Annotated in this window: 21 protein-coding genes; all 21 read right to left on the bottom strand. The window is 68.1% G+C overall.

Annotated elements, in window-relative coordinates; all coding sequences use genetic code 11:
- Position 1: 1 nt before the first annotated feature.
- Complete coding sequence (locus SNE34_RS01480) at positions 2–1138, bottom strand: hypothetical protein (protein WP_332614036.1); 1137 nt, start codon at positions 1136–1138, stop codon at positions 2–4.
- Positions 1139–1148: 10 nt separating this feature from the next.
- Positions 1149–1499, bottom strand: coding sequence for a hypothetical protein (locus SNE34_RS01475; RefSeq protein WP_332614034.1), 351 nt, complete (start codon positions 1497–1499; stop codon positions 1149–1151).
- Between the two features lie 26 nt (positions 1500–1525).
- On the bottom strand, positions 1526–3763 hold the full coding sequence (locus tag SNE34_RS01470; RefSeq protein ID WP_332614031.1) for a hypothetical protein: 2238 nt from the start codon (positions 3761–3763) through the stop codon (positions 1526–1528).
- A complete protein-coding gene (locus tag SNE34_RS01465) occupies positions 3760–3930 on the bottom strand; it encodes a hypothetical protein (RefSeq protein WP_332614029.1) in 171 nt (56 codons plus the stop codon). The genes SNE34_RS01470 and SNE34_RS01465 overlap by 4 nt, the downstream gene beginning before the upstream one ends.
- Positions 3927–5528, bottom strand: coding sequence for a hypothetical protein (locus SNE34_RS01460; RefSeq protein ID WP_332614027.1), 1602 nt, complete (start codon positions 5526–5528; stop codon positions 3927–3929). Before SNE34_RS01460 ends, SNE34_RS01465 begins: the two co-directional genes overlap by 4 nt.
- Positions 5521–6168, bottom strand: coding sequence for a terminase small subunit-like protein (locus SNE34_RS01455; RefSeq protein ID WP_332614025.1), 648 nt, complete (start codon positions 6166–6168; stop codon positions 5521–5523). Before SNE34_RS01455 ends, SNE34_RS01460 begins: the two co-directional genes overlap by 8 nt.
- Positions 6158–6409 carry a hypothetical protein gene (locus SNE34_RS01450; RefSeq protein ID WP_332614024.1) on the bottom strand — a complete coding sequence of 84 codons (252 nt, stop codon included), beginning with the start codon at positions 6407–6409 and terminating at the stop codon, positions 6158–6160. Before SNE34_RS01450 ends, SNE34_RS01455 begins: the two co-directional genes overlap by 11 nt.
- The gene (locus SNE34_RS01445; protein ID WP_332614023.1) at positions 6406–6600 is read right to left on the bottom strand and encodes a hypothetical protein; all 195 of its coding nucleotides are present in this window, start codon (positions 6598–6600) and stop codon (positions 6406–6408) included. The genes SNE34_RS01450 and SNE34_RS01445 overlap by 4 nt, the downstream gene beginning before the upstream one ends.
- On the bottom strand, positions 6597–6791 hold the full coding sequence (locus tag SNE34_RS01440; protein WP_332614021.1) for a hypothetical protein: 195 nt from the start codon (positions 6789–6791) through the stop codon (positions 6597–6599). The genes SNE34_RS01445 and SNE34_RS01440 overlap by 4 nt, the downstream gene beginning before the upstream one ends.
- Positions 6792–6941: 150 nt before the next feature.
- Positions 6942–7490: a hypothetical protein gene (locus tag SNE34_RS01435; protein ID WP_332614019.1), complete on the bottom strand. Its 549-nt coding sequence runs from the start codon at positions 7488–7490 to the stop codon at positions 6942–6944.
- On the bottom strand, positions 7487–7861 hold the full coding sequence (locus SNE34_RS01430; RefSeq protein ID WP_332614017.1) for a VRR-NUC domain-containing protein: 375 nt from the start codon (positions 7859–7861) through the stop codon (positions 7487–7489). The genes SNE34_RS01435 and SNE34_RS01430 overlap by 4 nt, the downstream gene beginning before the upstream one ends.
- Positions 7858–8034, bottom strand: a complete 177-nt coding sequence (locus tag SNE34_RS01425) for a hypothetical protein (protein ID WP_332614015.1) — start codon at positions 8032–8034, stop codon at positions 7858–7860. The genes SNE34_RS01430 and SNE34_RS01425 overlap by 4 nt, the downstream gene beginning before the upstream one ends.
- The gene (locus tag SNE34_RS01420) at positions 8031–8288 is read right to left on the bottom strand and encodes a hypothetical protein (RefSeq protein ID WP_332614013.1); all 258 of its coding nucleotides are present in this window, start codon (positions 8286–8288) and stop codon (positions 8031–8033) included. The genes SNE34_RS01425 and SNE34_RS01420 overlap by 4 nt, the downstream gene beginning before the upstream one ends.
- A complete protein-coding gene (locus tag SNE34_RS01415; RefSeq protein ID WP_332614011.1) occupies positions 8285–8521 on the bottom strand; it encodes a hypothetical protein in 237 nt (78 codons plus the stop codon). Before SNE34_RS01415 ends, SNE34_RS01420 begins: the two co-directional genes overlap by 4 nt.
- Positions 8518–9273: a hypothetical protein gene (locus SNE34_RS01410; protein WP_332614009.1), complete on the bottom strand. Its 756-nt coding sequence runs from the start codon at positions 9271–9273 to the stop codon at positions 8518–8520. The genes SNE34_RS01415 and SNE34_RS01410 overlap by 4 nt, the downstream gene beginning before the upstream one ends.
- Complete coding sequence (locus tag SNE34_RS01405) at positions 9270–9614, bottom strand: Ref family recombination enhancement nuclease (protein ID WP_332614007.1); 345 nt, start codon at positions 9612–9614, stop codon at positions 9270–9272. Before SNE34_RS01405 ends, SNE34_RS01410 begins: the two co-directional genes overlap by 4 nt.
- The gene (locus SNE34_RS01400) at positions 9611–10609 is read right to left on the bottom strand and encodes a DNA-methyltransferase (RefSeq protein ID WP_332614005.1); all 999 of its coding nucleotides are present in this window, start codon (positions 10607–10609) and stop codon (positions 9611–9613) included. The genes SNE34_RS01405 and SNE34_RS01400 overlap by 4 nt, the downstream gene beginning before the upstream one ends.
- The gene (locus SNE34_RS01395; protein ID WP_332614004.1) at positions 10606–10800 is read right to left on the bottom strand and encodes a hypothetical protein; all 195 of its coding nucleotides are present in this window, start codon (positions 10798–10800) and stop codon (positions 10606–10608) included. Before SNE34_RS01395 ends, SNE34_RS01400 begins: the two co-directional genes overlap by 4 nt.
- Positions 10797–10964 (bottom strand): hypothetical protein, encoded by a 168-nt coding sequence (locus SNE34_RS01390; RefSeq protein ID WP_332614002.1) that lies wholly within the window; start codon positions 10962–10964, stop codon positions 10797–10799. Before SNE34_RS01390 ends, SNE34_RS01395 begins: the two co-directional genes overlap by 4 nt.
- Positions 10961–11605: a hypothetical protein gene (locus SNE34_RS01385; protein WP_332614000.1), complete on the bottom strand. Its 645-nt coding sequence runs from the start codon at positions 11603–11605 to the stop codon at positions 10961–10963. The genes SNE34_RS01390 and SNE34_RS01385 overlap by 4 nt, the downstream gene beginning before the upstream one ends.
- Positions 11595–12377 (bottom strand): YdaU family protein, encoded by a 783-nt coding sequence (locus SNE34_RS01380; protein ID WP_332613998.1) that lies wholly within the window; start codon positions 12375–12377, stop codon positions 11595–11597. Before SNE34_RS01380 ends, SNE34_RS01385 begins: the two co-directional genes overlap by 11 nt.
- Between the last annotated feature and the right edge of the window lie 4 nt (positions 12378–12381).

The following is a 12381-nucleotide window of genomic DNA, read 5'->3' as shown; positions in this document are numbered from 1 at the left end:
GCTATCCGACTGCCGCCTCGGGGTGATCGAACCCCCACTGCATCGCGTCATCCATCGAGTCGAACTTCTCCGGCGCCAGCGTGCCGCGCGGGCCACCGGGGCGCACCGGGTTGCCGGCTGCCGGGGTCGTGGTCGCTGCCGGCGCGGGCTGCGGATTCGGGATGGAGCGATAGGCCAGTTCGGTCGCGGCCACCCACTGCGCCGGCGGGAACTGCTGGCGAATCTTGGCGACCTCGGCGTTCAGCGCCGCGCGCTTGGCCGGGTAGGTCGGGTCCTTGGCCGCCATCGCCGCGTCCCACTGCACAAGCTGGCTGCGGGCCTGATTGACGACCTGCTCCTGTTGCCGCTGCGCCTGCGTCTGCTGGTCGGCCTGCTGCCGCTGGCGCTGGAGGGCGTTCTGGTGGTTGCGCGCGCCGACCACCTCCAGCGCGGCCTTGCGGGTCAGGTCGCCGGCCTCGATCTGCTCGGCCAGGTCCGGGTGCTCGGCCAGCGGGTCGAACAGCCCCGGCACCTCGCGGCCCAGCGCCTTCGCCAGCGCCGTCACCTCGCCCTGGATCAGCTCGAACGCCTGTTCTGCCGCCTTGCGATCGCCCGAATTGGCCTTGCTGATGAGCGACAGGTAATCGAGGGTCTGCCCGAACTGCTCGGGACTGGCGCCAGTGCTGCTGACCATTTCCACCATGTCCTCGCCGTTCTTGGCGCTCTGGACCATCTGCGGAAGCTGGGCAATGTCGGTGATGCCGGCCTTTTCAAGCTGCTCCTTGATCGGCGCCAGGGTCTTGATCTCGGCCGCCATCTCGCGGAACCGCTCGTTCGCCTTGCCCTTGAGGCCCAGCGAGTCGGCTTCGGCCGCAGCCTCGGCGCCGTCGTCGGGCTTGGCCTTGTCGGCCTTCGCGGGATCGGGCTCGCCATCGGCCGGCTTGGCCGCTTCGGCAGCCGCAGCTTCGGCCGCTTCACGCTCGGCGTCGGCCGCCTCGTTGGTGCCGGGCATCAGGTCCGGGGTCGCCTCGGCGAATGCGCGGTCCATGCCGGCGGCCATGTCCTCGGGTTCGTCGGGCGTTGCTGCCTCGGCCGCGGCAGTTGCCGGGTCCGGGGTGGCGGTGTCGGTCGGGGTTTCGTCGGGATCGGTCACGTACATGGTTGGCTCCTTAGATCGCGAGGGCGTTGAGCAGGTGCGCCAGGCGGGCGTTCGCTTCGCGGATGGAGTCCACCCGATCCTCGATGTATGCACACATCGGCGCTTGCGGAGGCGTCGGGTTGCTGGTGCCTCCCGCCGTCTCGCAATCCTTCTGCGGCAACGGCGACAGCAGGGCCGATAGACGGGCCTCGAGGTTGCAGATCAGATCGTGCGTCCTTCCATGCTCGTAACGCAACTGCTCGAGTCGCTCATCCATCGGGCTGACGGGCTGGGCATCGCACGCCTCGGTGGCGGCCATGTAGTAGTCGTCCGGCTTCATGTTGGCGAATCGCGGGTCCTGCTGGGCTGCATAGCTGTTCATCGGTACATTCCTCGGCTCGGAAAGGGTCAGGCCGCCATCGGCATGGCGGGGTCTTGCTCGGGGGCTTCGGGCTCGCCTGTCGGCGGCGCGCCATCGGGCGGCGTCACGGGCTGCCCATCGGGGCCAACGGCGCCCGGCATCGGCGCAATGCCCGCCGGCGGCAGCAGGTCGTCAATGTCCAGCCGCTCGCCGGAACGCTCGGCGGTGATCCGCAGCAGCTTCTCCATCGCGTCGGCCACGTCCAGCGGGGACGAACTGCGAAGCTGGGCAATCTGCATGATCCCGGTCTGCAGCATCGGCAGCAGCGCCGACCACGAATCCCGCTCGGCTCGCGTGTTCGGCTTGCCGCTCGATCCGCCGCGAATGTCGACCGTGACCGTCCGCAGCAGGTCGTCGGGGCCGCCGTACTCGGGCCACAGGGCGTCGTCGCCGGCAATGGCGATCGCCTGCTCGTGGTCGATGTAGGCGCGGGCAATCTCGATGGTGTAGCGCGCCAGCTCCGACAGTACGCCCTCCATCTTGTCGCGCTGGCCGCCGGTGCGCGCCTGGAACCCGGTTTGCTGGATCTCGGCCTCGGTCGCGGTCTTTTCGACCTGGATGCTGCCGGCGAGGGCTTCCTGCGTGCCGTAGATGCGCTCGATCTCCTGAATGATGCGCTGGCGGTCGTACAGGGCCGGGTCGATTTGCGCGTAGGCGACCGGCTGGATCAGCCCGCGCAGGTCCATCTTCGGGACCGTGGTCTTGACCGCGACCATTTCCTGCGTGATGGCCTTGGCGAGCTTGTCCGCCTCGCCAGGCTCCATCGCCCCGGCGTTGAACATGGTCTTGGGCAGCACGCGGCGGCGGTGCTCGGCCTCGGCCGACCCGATGCGGTTGTACTCGTCCAGCAGCGGCGCGGCGCGGCTCGTCTTGCTCTGCGGGTGACGCTGGCCGTCCACCTCGGAGTCGCACATGAGGAAGAACGGGTAGAACCGGGTCGTCGCCGGCGGATTCCATGCGGGCTTGACCCAGCACTTCACGCCCTCGACGGAGGTCAGGACGGTATTGGTGTCGCGGTCCCACTTCTCCCACAGCGCCACGAACTCGCCGCAGCCCTCCTCGCCGGCCGTGTGGCTGTTGCTCGACACGTAGGCGTCGGCGTCCTTGGCATCGCCATCCTGATCGACCAGCGCCGCCTCGCGCTCGATCATCACCGGCTTGCGCGCGGTGTAGCGGACGGCCTGCCGCATCTTCTCCTCGGGCACGCCATTGGCAAGCGCCAGCGCCACCGCGTCGTCGTAGGGCATGAACACCCGGTGGGCGTTCCACGGGGCGTCCAGGTGGTTCGCGATCGTGTAGCCCGGCGCGACCTGGAAGTCCTCGCCGGCCACGTTGTCGACCACGAAGCCGCGGCTGATGACCGGCTCGGGCTGGGCCTGCAGGGTGCTCAACTGGCGCTCGAACTCGGCCAGCTTGGCCTCGTTGCCGCGGCCGGCGAGCGAGGCCAAGCCATCGGCAAGCCTCGCCACCATCCCGCCCTCGCCTTCCTCCAGCGCCTTCGCCTGCGCCCGTGCGCGCGCAATGTTCTGCTGCAGGTCGTTGATCGCGGTGACGGTTTCCGGGCTCGGCGCGGTGCGCTCCTGCCAGCTTGCCTTCATCACGCCGATGCCGATGGTCAGGCTCGATCGCACCCACGGCCGGCCGCGGCGCTTGAGGCTGGCATCGCCCCACATATGCGACCCGATGATCTCGGCCGTCTCGCAAAACGCCTTCATGTCGCGCTGGCGCTTCTGGTAACGCTTCTGCATCGCGTCGACTTGCTGCTGGATCAGTTCCTCGACCTTGGCCTCGGATGCCATCTGTCCGGCGAGCATGGCGTCGGGCTGCGGCATCCCCATCAGGATCGCTTGCGCCGCGGCCTGCTGACCTGCCTGCATCACCTCCGGCGACTGCGCCACCATTTCCTCGGCCGCATCGCGCAGCGCGTCCACGCTCGGCGGGCGCATCGTCGGGCCGGGCGTAATGTCCATGTCCGGGTCTTTCGCGTACAGGAACGACTCGAGCACGTCGATGTTGGTGCCGGCGATGTTGGTCGCAACCTGCGCGCGGGTGTCGCCTCGGGCGTAGCGTCGATCCTTGGCGTACTGCTTGCGCGCCGGCTCGTCGAACTTGCGCGCCGCCTCCAGTTCATCGAACCACGCCTTCACATCGGCGTACTCGCGGGTCTTGTCGGGGCCGTCAGCGGCTTCGATGCCGGCGTCCATTGCTTCGTGCTGGCTGTTCATCGGGTCGATTCCTGTCGTGACAGCGGGGTTCCGCACGCGATATGCGAGGCCACCGACCTCGCCTCGGCGATTTCATCGGCGCTCGGCTCCCTTCCGTACTCGGCGGCGTAGACCTTGCACAGATGCTCGCCGGCATTGGCCCACTGCTCGGGGGTGAACTGGCTCATCGGTAGTACGCCTCGCTGTCGGATTCGTCGGATTCGCGCTTGTCTCGGGCCGCATACCAGTCCTCGGTGAACGGCTTGGGCGGCTCGGCCTTGGGCTTCGGCGGCGGGCTGGCGTCCTGCATGTCGTCCAGGCCGCGCCCGACGTTGCCGCATACGTCCACGGCGTCGTCGTAGCGGCCCATCGGGAAGGCGCACAGTTGTGCGGCCAGGCGCTCGGCCCACGGCTGACCCTTGGGCAGATAGACGGTTCGGGCGCTGGCACGGCCACGGAAGGCGGCCACGCGCGCGATCTTGTCCTGCGAGCTGGTCAGGTATTCGATATGCACGAAGGTCTTGGCCTCGCGCATCATCTTGTTCATCAGCGGTTCGAGCGCGCGGCGGATCACGCCGGCCTCATCGAACCACTGGCGCGGCTTCCACCGCTTCACCAGCGTCAGGAAGGCGGCAATGGTCACGTCGGGCGCTTCCTGCCCGCTCCACCAGTCGCGCGCCCACAGGTTGCCGGCGTCGTCCAGCCCGAAAACCCCGTGCTCGGAGAAGTCGGGGTGCGTGTCCATCGCCTTCTTGGTCACGGCCAGGTCGCTGCCGCCGTAGATGCTCAATTCCTTGGGCACGTCCTTTTCGTCGTACCACTGGAACCACTGGCGCTCGAACTGGCCGCCGGTGTCGGGCTGCGGGCGCTGCTGGTACAGGCTCGCCCAAGTGCGCGGGTTGCTCTCGTAGTTGGCCCAATGGCGGGCGTCGAACCACTCCGGCCACAGGTACTCGCCGACCTTGCGGCCCACCGGGTCATCGGCGAGCTCGCACTTGGCGGGAATGTTCAGCACGTCCCACACCTGACCGTCGCGGCACAGCACCGGGCCGCTGCGCCCGTCGTAGTCCTCGGGCAACAGGCCGCCGGACAAGTCATCCATGTGCCAACGGGTCTGGATGATGATGACGCTCGCCCTCGGCTTGAGGCGCGTCATCAGGCTGTCCTCGTATTCCTGCCGGGTCTTGCGGCGAATCGTCTCGCTGTCGGCTTCCTCGCGACCCGCCACCGGGTCGTCGATGATGAGCAGGTCGGCACGGGCCGAAGTCACCGCGCCCAGGATGCCGGCTGCCAGCAGGCCGGAGTCGTTGTTCAACTCCCACTCGCTGACCGACGAACTGCCGGAGCGGATCATCACCGGCTTGGGCCAGATGGCCGCGAACTCGGCGCTCGATGCGATCGCACGGCACCGCTTGGACTGACGCTCGGCCGGGGTCGCCGCGTAGCTGGTCAGGATCACCTTGAACCCGGCTTGCCGGGCCATCGCCCACGCCGGCGCCACCACGGACGCATAGGTCGATTTGGCCGAACCCGGCGGCTCGAAGATCATCAGCCGGCCGCTGTCAGCGTCGATGCACCGCTGAATCGCCTCCATCGTGACGATGTGATGCTTCGCCACGCTCGACTCGATCGGCTTGAACAGCCACTCGTCGGGATCCTCGCTCATCGGAGCGCCGGGAATGCTCACCGACTGGCTGAACGCCACCAGCGACTCACGGGCACGGCGACGGCGCAGCAGCTCGGTCGCTGCCGCTGCCGGCGTCATGCGGTAGCCGCCATCAGCCACGCGGTTGCTTTCCACTGGCCGCGATCGCCTCAAGCTCGGCCTCGGTCATCCGGGTCCGATGCTCGATCGGGTTGTCCGGGTCGCCCTTGATAGTCACGGCATCGCCGTACTTCTTGGGCTTGAGCTTGGCCGCGACCCACTTGCGGGCCTCCACGCGCAGCCGATTGCGAGCGACGGCAGTGGAGTCGAACACGACCTCCAGGTCCTCCTCGTCGCCTTTGGCCGCGGCCGGGTGCTTGATGGCCTTGACCATCGTGCATTCCTCGTCGGCGATCCCCACGATCTCGTCGGCCAGAGTCTCGGCCTGCTCCTCGCGCGCGTGCGTGTACTGCTTCACGAACTCGGGCTTGTTCGGGTCAGCCAGCCACTTGAACACCGTGGTCATCCCAGGCATGGACTCATCGCGGCAGATCGCGCGCAGCGACTCCCCGGACGCCAGTCGCTCGCAAATGGCATCGGCCAGCTTCTCGGTGTAGCTGCTCGGCCGCCCCGGCTTCCTCGGCTTGGCCGCCTTCCTGCCCCCCTTCCTCGGGCTCTTGGCCGGCGTGAACACTCCGCTCGGCGCCTTGCCCGTCCCGTTGCCAGTGAGGAACGGCGACTTCTTGGCCTTCGCGGGCTTCTTGGCGGGCTTACCGGCCATCGAACACGACCCCCAGCGCCCTGAACCAGTCGAGCGTCGGAATGCTATGGGCCGCCACAACGAACCTGCGGCCTCGCCAGCGGCGAACCCTGCGCGGCACCGGCATTGTTGGCGGCAGTACCACGTAGCCCGGACGGGCAACGGCGCTCTCCCGGCACTCTCGCCATGTGCGCTCCATCTCCGCGACGATGCCCGACGCATTGGCCTGGTCAGTGGGCGCGTTGGTCCAGTAGGCGTTCATTCCGCCCCCATCCGACGGCGCCCGGCATCGCTCACGGCCACCCGGTCGCCCTGGCGGATCGCGTAGCCCTTCGATACCGCGCCCATCAGCAGCATTTCGCCGCCGGGGTGCTGGGCCTTGCGGAACTCGTCGTCGTCGGCGCTGAACTGCGCGCTCAACCATTGCAGGGAGTCGGCCATGCGGTCAGTCATGGTCGCGCCCTCGCCATCATGTCGGCCGTGCGCAGCGCCTTCACCAGTGCAGCGCCGGCCTTGGCGAACTCGGCGCGCTCCTCGATCGTCTTTCCATCAAGGAACAGGGCGGCCCAGCCGGTGACGAACGTCGCGTCGGCTATTTCTTGCGGGCTCATCGGCGGCTTCATTGGCACTGCGGGGTCAGTCATAGCCGCGGTCCTCGATAGAACGCCGGCTCGCTCGGGCAGGAGAATTGCATCCGCCACGCGGAAACCCGATCACCGGCTGCCGGGCGTTAGCCACCTCCCGGCTGGGCTCTCCACATTCGCGCCCGGAGACGGCGCCTGATTCGGTCACGCTCATGCTTCCACCCGCGCCAGGTCGGCCAGGTGCTCGGAAATGTCCTCGGTCACGCCGTCCTGCGTCACGGTCAAGCCCTCGATCGGCTTGCCGCGAATGTTCGAGTACGCGCCCACCAGCCACTTGAACCGGGTCTTGACCCACTCGTGCGCCGCCGGCTTCAACTCGCTGACGACGTAGACGTTCATGGATGGGTCGATGAACACGTAACTGCCCCCTCCGTCCGCTCGGTGGATCGCCTTGACCTTGGCGACGATGGTGGCCGCGGCGTCCGGCCCAACTCGACACACCGGCTTGGGCGCCTCGACTTTGTGGTGCGGACTCATGGCCCTACGCGGGACTTTGGCGGTCTTGGTGGAGCAATCAAGCGCGTTCATCGTCACCCCGGCGGCTTGCGCCTTTCGTTGGACTCGTTGCGCCTTTTTCATGGCGGCAATCTCGTGCTGCGTCTGTTTCACGACGGACTCGCGCCAGCGGATGCGCTGGGACAGCGCCTCGGGCTGCCACTGGGCGAATCGCTCCACGTCCTCGCGCATCCGGGTCTTCATGGCGTCATCGCCTCGACGTACTGACGAATCACACCCCACGCCTGCTCCCAGCCGCGGCACACCTCGGCCTTCCATCCAGCCGCGCGCAGGTCCGCGATCCACTGCTTTTGCTCCTTGCTGGCGTAGCCGGTTCGGCTTTTCAGCTCGACCGCCAGACCCAGGTAGCCCGGCGACGACACGGGCAACAGGTAGTCAGGCACCCCTGGCTTCACGCCCTCGGCCTTCATCTTCGCGGCGACGATCTTGTGCCGGTCGCCCCCGTTCGGGACGGCGAACAGCAGGCGCAGCGGCGGATGCTTGGCCTCATGGAGCTTGACGACCTTCATCAGCGCCACCGCCTCGGCGTGCTCGGTGCGGGCCGCGACAGTCACCGCTTCGCCCTCCGCGCATCCTCGTCGTCCCAGCCCATTTGCCACGCCTCGCGCAGCGTCTCGCCGTCCCGGCCCATCGCGTAGAGCGGCGACTGGTCGCGTTTCTTGCCGTTCTGGCGAGCGGATACCCCGGCGGCCCTTGCCTGTTCCCACTGTTGCCTCGTCGCTGTCATGCAATCCCCCTGCTGGTCAGTTCGTGCTTCATGTCGGCGGCTATGTCGCGGTACAGCGAGAACGCGAAGTCGCCGCGGTAAACGCCCACCATGTCGTCCTCGGCGACCGTTTCCGGCGCTTCCAGCCACCACCCGCCGTCCGGGTCCAGCGTCACGGCGAGCGCCCGGCCGGACTCGGCGATACGGCGCGCAGCTTCGTCGTCGATCGCGCCCAGGGGCTTGCGGCGGTGCCGGCCGATCAGTATTTCGGTCATGCGCGGCGCTCCCAGCGATATTTCGCTTTCCTGCCGCGGAGCCATTGGCTGTACGAGGGGCGGTCGAAAGTTGGCGGGTAGAGGAGTAGGGTGCTGCGCGCTCGGAGCTTGACCCAGCGGAATGCAGGAGCCTGCTCGCGGTCCTGCCCCACCACGCCGAACAGGCGAACTCGCGCGACCGTGGCGCTGTCGTTGGCCTGCACCCATTCGTCGTTCACATGCAGGGCGGTCATGCGGACAACTCCCGCCGCTTCGACGGCTCGGTGAATACCTGCCGCCACCCGCCGACGTGCTTCAACCGCCCAGCCTCCGACACCACGCCCGGCGCGATCCGCTCCACCTTCCCGCCCATGCGGATGAAGTCGTCGCTGGTCATGGCTGGCGCCTGCTGCGGGGCCGCGTTGAGCGTTCCGGGCTTCGGGGCGACGGGCTTCTGCGGCTTTCGCGGTGTCGCGACAGTGGCTCGGCGCGGCTTGGTCGGCGCGCGGCGGGTGCGGCCGGAGTCGCCGCGCCTGGCCTTGCGTGCAGCCTCGCGTGCGGCCTTCGCCTCGGATCGCGCTGTCCGCTTGGCTTCCTTCTCGGCTTCGCGCGCCACCCTCGCCGCTTCCCGCTGCGCCAGTCGATCGGCCTTGTTGCGCTCACGCTCTGCAGCCGCAGCGGCACGGATCGCCCGGCGCTCCTCCCAACTCACGGAGCCATTGCGGCGACGGCGCAGCCGCATCCGCTCCCGCTCACGCTCGGCCCGCTCGGCTGCGGTCAGCCCCAGCGGCGCCTTGGGTGCCGGCGTCTTGTCCGCGCGCCAGTAGCCCCGGTGACGCTTTTCGCCCTTCGACTCGATGAACCCGGCCCGGTACAGGTCGCCCATCGTGGAGTGCAGTTGTTGTGCAGGCAGCTCCAGCGCGGCGCCAATCTCGGCCATCGACTTCGGCTGCTGCTCGCTGGCGTTCTCCTCCAGCCAGTCACGGATACGTGCGGCGCGGCTCATGCTGCTTTTGCCCCCTCAAGAAGTCGGTTTTGGGCGGCCAGCAACTCGTCATCGCTGCCGAACTCGTCGTGGAATGGCTTGCTGCCCTCGGCCAGCGATGGGCCGTAGTGGTCCCGCATCTCCTCGTGGGAGTGCCCCCAAAACAGCCCGGCCTGGTGGTGCCAGTAGCAGAGCCCGATGGTCAGGTCGTGGCGCTTCCGCCCTTTCAGGTGGTGCCACTGGACAAGCCCCTGTCCGGTCAGGTCGATTCCGCGTTGCTCGCACGCCCGGCAGTTGCCCGCGTGGATGGCGGTTCGCCGCGCCTCGTCGGCCTTCGTCAGTGACTTGCCGCCGAAGCTCATGCGGCCTCCAGCGGCAAGCCGGGTTGCGTATTGCGGATGCGCGCCTCGGCGATGGCCGCGTACTCGGGGTTCAACTCGCAGCCGATCCACTGCCGCCCCAGCCGCTCGCAGACGACGGCGGTAGTGCCCGCGCCCATGAAGGGGTCCAGCACCGTCGCGCCAGCCGGAGCGCCCGCGAGGATGCACGGCTGGATCAGTGCCTCGGGGAAGGTGGCGAAGTGCGCCTCACGGAACGGCATCGTCGGCACGGTCCACACGCTGCGCTTGTTGCGGGTTGTGCTGTCGGAGAGAAACCCGCGTCCGCCGTTTTCGTTGTACTTCGCCTCATCGTTCCGCATCCGACCCGTAGCAACTACGGCCTTCATCGCGCCGTTTGTCTTACCCGGCACTCGGTCGCTGCCCGCTTGGCTCTCGATGTTCGGCTGCGACAGCCTCTCGATGCTCGATGCAGCCAGCGGCTCGGCGATGGCGTCCGCGTCGAAGTGATAGCGCGGCCCCTTCGACAGCAGGAACAGGTACTCGTGCGCCTTCGTGCAGCGGTCGCGCACCGACTCCGGCATCGGGTTCGGCTTGCTCCAGATGATGTCCTGGCGCAGATACCAGCCATCCGCCTGCAACGCGAACGCAACCCGCCACGGGATGCCCAGCAAATTTTTGTCGGGGATGCCGTGTCGCGCCTTCGCCCGGCCACCCCCGTCCGCACCGTGCAGCCCGGCCGCAGCCTTGCCGCCCGTCGATCCGCCCCACTTGGATTCCGTCGAATAGCTGTCGCCCAGGTTCAGCCAGAGCGTGCCGTCGTCGCGCAGCACCCGGCGAACCTCGCGGAACACCTCGACCAGCTTGGCGACGAATGCCTCCGGGGTCGGCTCCAGACCGATTTGCCCGTCATGCCCGTAGTCGCGCAGGCCGAAGTACGGCGGCGACGTGACGCAGGTCTGCACGCTCTCGGCAGGCAGGCCGCGCATGGATTCGATGCAGTCGCCGACGAGGATCACGCCCGCACCCCGTCAGCCTTCATCCGCTGCTCGAACATCTCGGCTTGCGCGGTGTAGTAGGCGATCCGGTCGGCGCGCTCGTCTTCCGGGAAATACGGATCGAACGCGACCGTTTCCGCCGCCTGCCGGTACGCCCGCGCCTTCACCGCGTCGGAGTGGTCGAATACGTCGAGGTTCGCGGTCGACTTCACGCCGCCAACTCCAGCGAGGCATAGCCCCGCGTGGCGTGCGCCATCATCGCGTGCGCGGCCGATACGGCGATCCCGGCGAAAGCGGCGATCTCGTGGGCGTTGCAGCCCTCGGAAACCAGCGTCCACACGTCGGAGTCGGTCAGTTCGTGGCGGTCGGTGGTCACAGATCACCCCCAGCCGCCGCGCTCTTGCGGTCGCTGTAGTGCGCTTGCAGGTCGGCCTCGATGGCGGCCTTGTCGATCACCGGCGTCTCGGGTTCCGGCTGCTCGGTCACGGGCGTTCCCGTCATCAACTCCGCGCGCAACCGCTCCAGCCGCTCGGCCTTCTCCTCGGGCGACAGATCCACCGGCGGCTTCGGCTTGTCCTGCTCGATCGCTGCGACCACTTCCGGCAGAGCCCCGCCCCGCATGACGTGTTCGCGCGCCAACTCGTAGGCATCGCGCAGTTGCCGGTCCGACTGGTCCGCGCTCACCAGCTTGATGCGGTAGGCGTCGACGTAGCTCCACACCAGCAGCGTGAAGCGGTTGCGGTGCTCCGGCGCCCGCGTCAGGTCGTCGCGCACGAACGCCAGCGACGGCACGCCCAGGCACATCGCGCGGAACTCGGGCAGCGTCGGCGGCCACGGGTCGCTGCTGGTGATGCAGGCGTCCATGCCGACGCCAAGCTGCAACGACGACAGGCCCGACAGGCCGCGCGCCCATATCTCGCCGGACCCGGTGGCGTGGTCGGCACCGTGCGAACTGGTCCAGCGATGGCCGTAGACCCCGACCATCGCCAGCCATAGCGAGTCCAGGTCAGCCGACACGGCGGGCGGTTCCTTCGACAATGGCGCTTCCGGCGGCTGGTTGGCGGCTTGCGTTCGCAGCCCGGACCTGTTCGACGGCAGAGAGTTTGCGAGCTGGCGCATTGGTGTCTCCATTGGCGCGCTCGGTGCGCGCATTGGCGGCGGCTTTCATCAGCCACGGGGCGGGATCGGAAATGTCTTTGGCCTCGGCGTCGACGAGGATTGCCCCCGTCTGCACGTCGCCGGCGGCCTTGCGAAGCTGTCCCAGCAAGGCCCTAGCGGGTTTTTCGGGGATGCCCTTGCGGATCAGGAACGCCAAACCTGCGCCCCAAACGGGGTCGGCCGGCGCGTCAGCGCCAGAACCGCAAGGTTCTGAATCTGGATAGGTGGATAGGTGGTGAGCTTTCGGCTGGGTTTCGTTTTCGGAACCCGGCAATAACCCGGTGGGTTTCTTTCCAGAACCCGGTGGGTTTTTCTTTGCGGGTCGTCCACCGCGCTTGCCGTTCTCCCTCGCCGCCTCGATCCGGCCCAGCGCCTTGCCAAGCTCGGCCTCGATCCGGCCATGCAGCCAGACGCCATCGGACAGGGTGAAGAACTCGTTGAGCACGGTGTCGACCGCGGCCTTCTCGTCGCGCGAGCGGGCACGGGCCACGCGGTGCGCCTGGTCGTCCGGGATGCCCTGCTCGGTCGCGTAGTAGCGATCCATCAGCAGCGAGTAGGCGCCGTGCTCCACCATCGACAGGTGGCCGGTGTCCCGTGCGTAATCGCCCAGGTGGCGCTCGTAGTAGTTCATGGCG

The sequence above is a fragment of the Novilysobacter erysipheiresistens genome, from assembly GCF_036663935.1.
Classification (GTDB): domain Bacteria; phylum Pseudomonadota; class Gammaproteobacteria; order Xanthomonadales; family Xanthomonadaceae; genus Novilysobacter; species Novilysobacter erysipheiresistens.
This window is presented reverse-complemented; position numbering and strand designations above follow the sequence as displayed.

Excerpts from the sequence above, each read along its gene's own strand:
- SNE34_RS01480 (WP_332614036.1), bottom strand. The coding sequence starts at position 1,138 with ATGTACGTGACCGATCCCGACGAAACCCCGACCGACACCGCCACCCCG.
- SNE34_RS01475 (WP_332614034.1), bottom strand. The coding sequence starts at position 1,499 with ATGAACAGCTATGCAGCCCAGCAGGACCCGCGATTCGCCAACATGAAG.
- SNE34_RS01470 (WP_332614031.1), bottom strand. The coding sequence starts at position 3,763 with ATGAACAGCCAGCACGAAGCAATGGACGCCGGCATCGAAGCCGCTGAC.
- SNE34_RS01465 (WP_332614029.1), bottom strand. The coding sequence starts at position 3,930 with ATGAGCCAGTTCACCCCCGAGCAGTGGGCCAATGCCGGCGAGCATCTG.
- SNE34_RS01455 (WP_332614025.1), bottom strand. The coding sequence starts at position 6,168 with ATGGCCGGTAAGCCCGCCAAGAAGCCCGCGAAGGCCAAGAAGTCGCCG.
- SNE34_RS01450 (WP_332614024.1), bottom strand. The coding sequence starts at position 6,409 with ATGAACGCCTACTGGACCAACGCGCCCACTGACCAGGCCAATGCGTCG.
- SNE34_RS01445 (WP_332614023.1), bottom strand. The coding sequence starts at position 6,600 with ATGACTGACCGCATGGCCGACTCCCTGCAATGGTTGAGCGCGCAGTTC.
- SNE34_RS01440 (WP_332614021.1), bottom strand. The coding sequence starts at position 6,791 with ATGACTGACCCCGCAGTGCCAATGAAGCCGCCGATGAGCCCGCAAGAA.
- SNE34_RS01435 (WP_332614019.1), bottom strand. The coding sequence starts at position 7,490 with ATGAAGACCCGGATGCGCGAGGACGTGGAGCGATTCGCCCAGTGGCAG.
- SNE34_RS01425 (WP_332614015.1), bottom strand. The coding sequence starts at position 8,034 with ATGACAGCGACGAGGCAACAGTGGGAACAGGCAAGGGCCGCCGGGGTA.
- SNE34_RS01420 (WP_332614013.1), bottom strand. The coding sequence starts at position 8,288 with ATGACCGAAATACTGATCGGCCGGCACCGCCGCAAGCCCCTGGGCGCG.
- SNE34_RS01415 (WP_332614011.1), bottom strand. The coding sequence starts at position 8,521 with ATGACCGCCCTGCATGTGAACGACGAATGGGTGCAGGCCAACGACAGC.
- SNE34_RS01410 (WP_332614009.1), bottom strand. The coding sequence starts at position 9,273 with ATGAGCCGCGCCGCACGTATCCGTGACTGGCTGGAGGAGAACGCCAGC.
- SNE34_RS01405 (WP_332614007.1), bottom strand. The coding sequence starts at position 9,614 with ATGAGCTTCGGCGGCAAGTCACTGACGAAGGCCGACGAGGCGCGGCGA.
- SNE34_RS01380 (WP_332613998.1), bottom strand. The coding sequence starts at position 12,377 with ATGAACTACTACGAGCGCCACCTGGGCGATTACGCACGGGACACCGGC.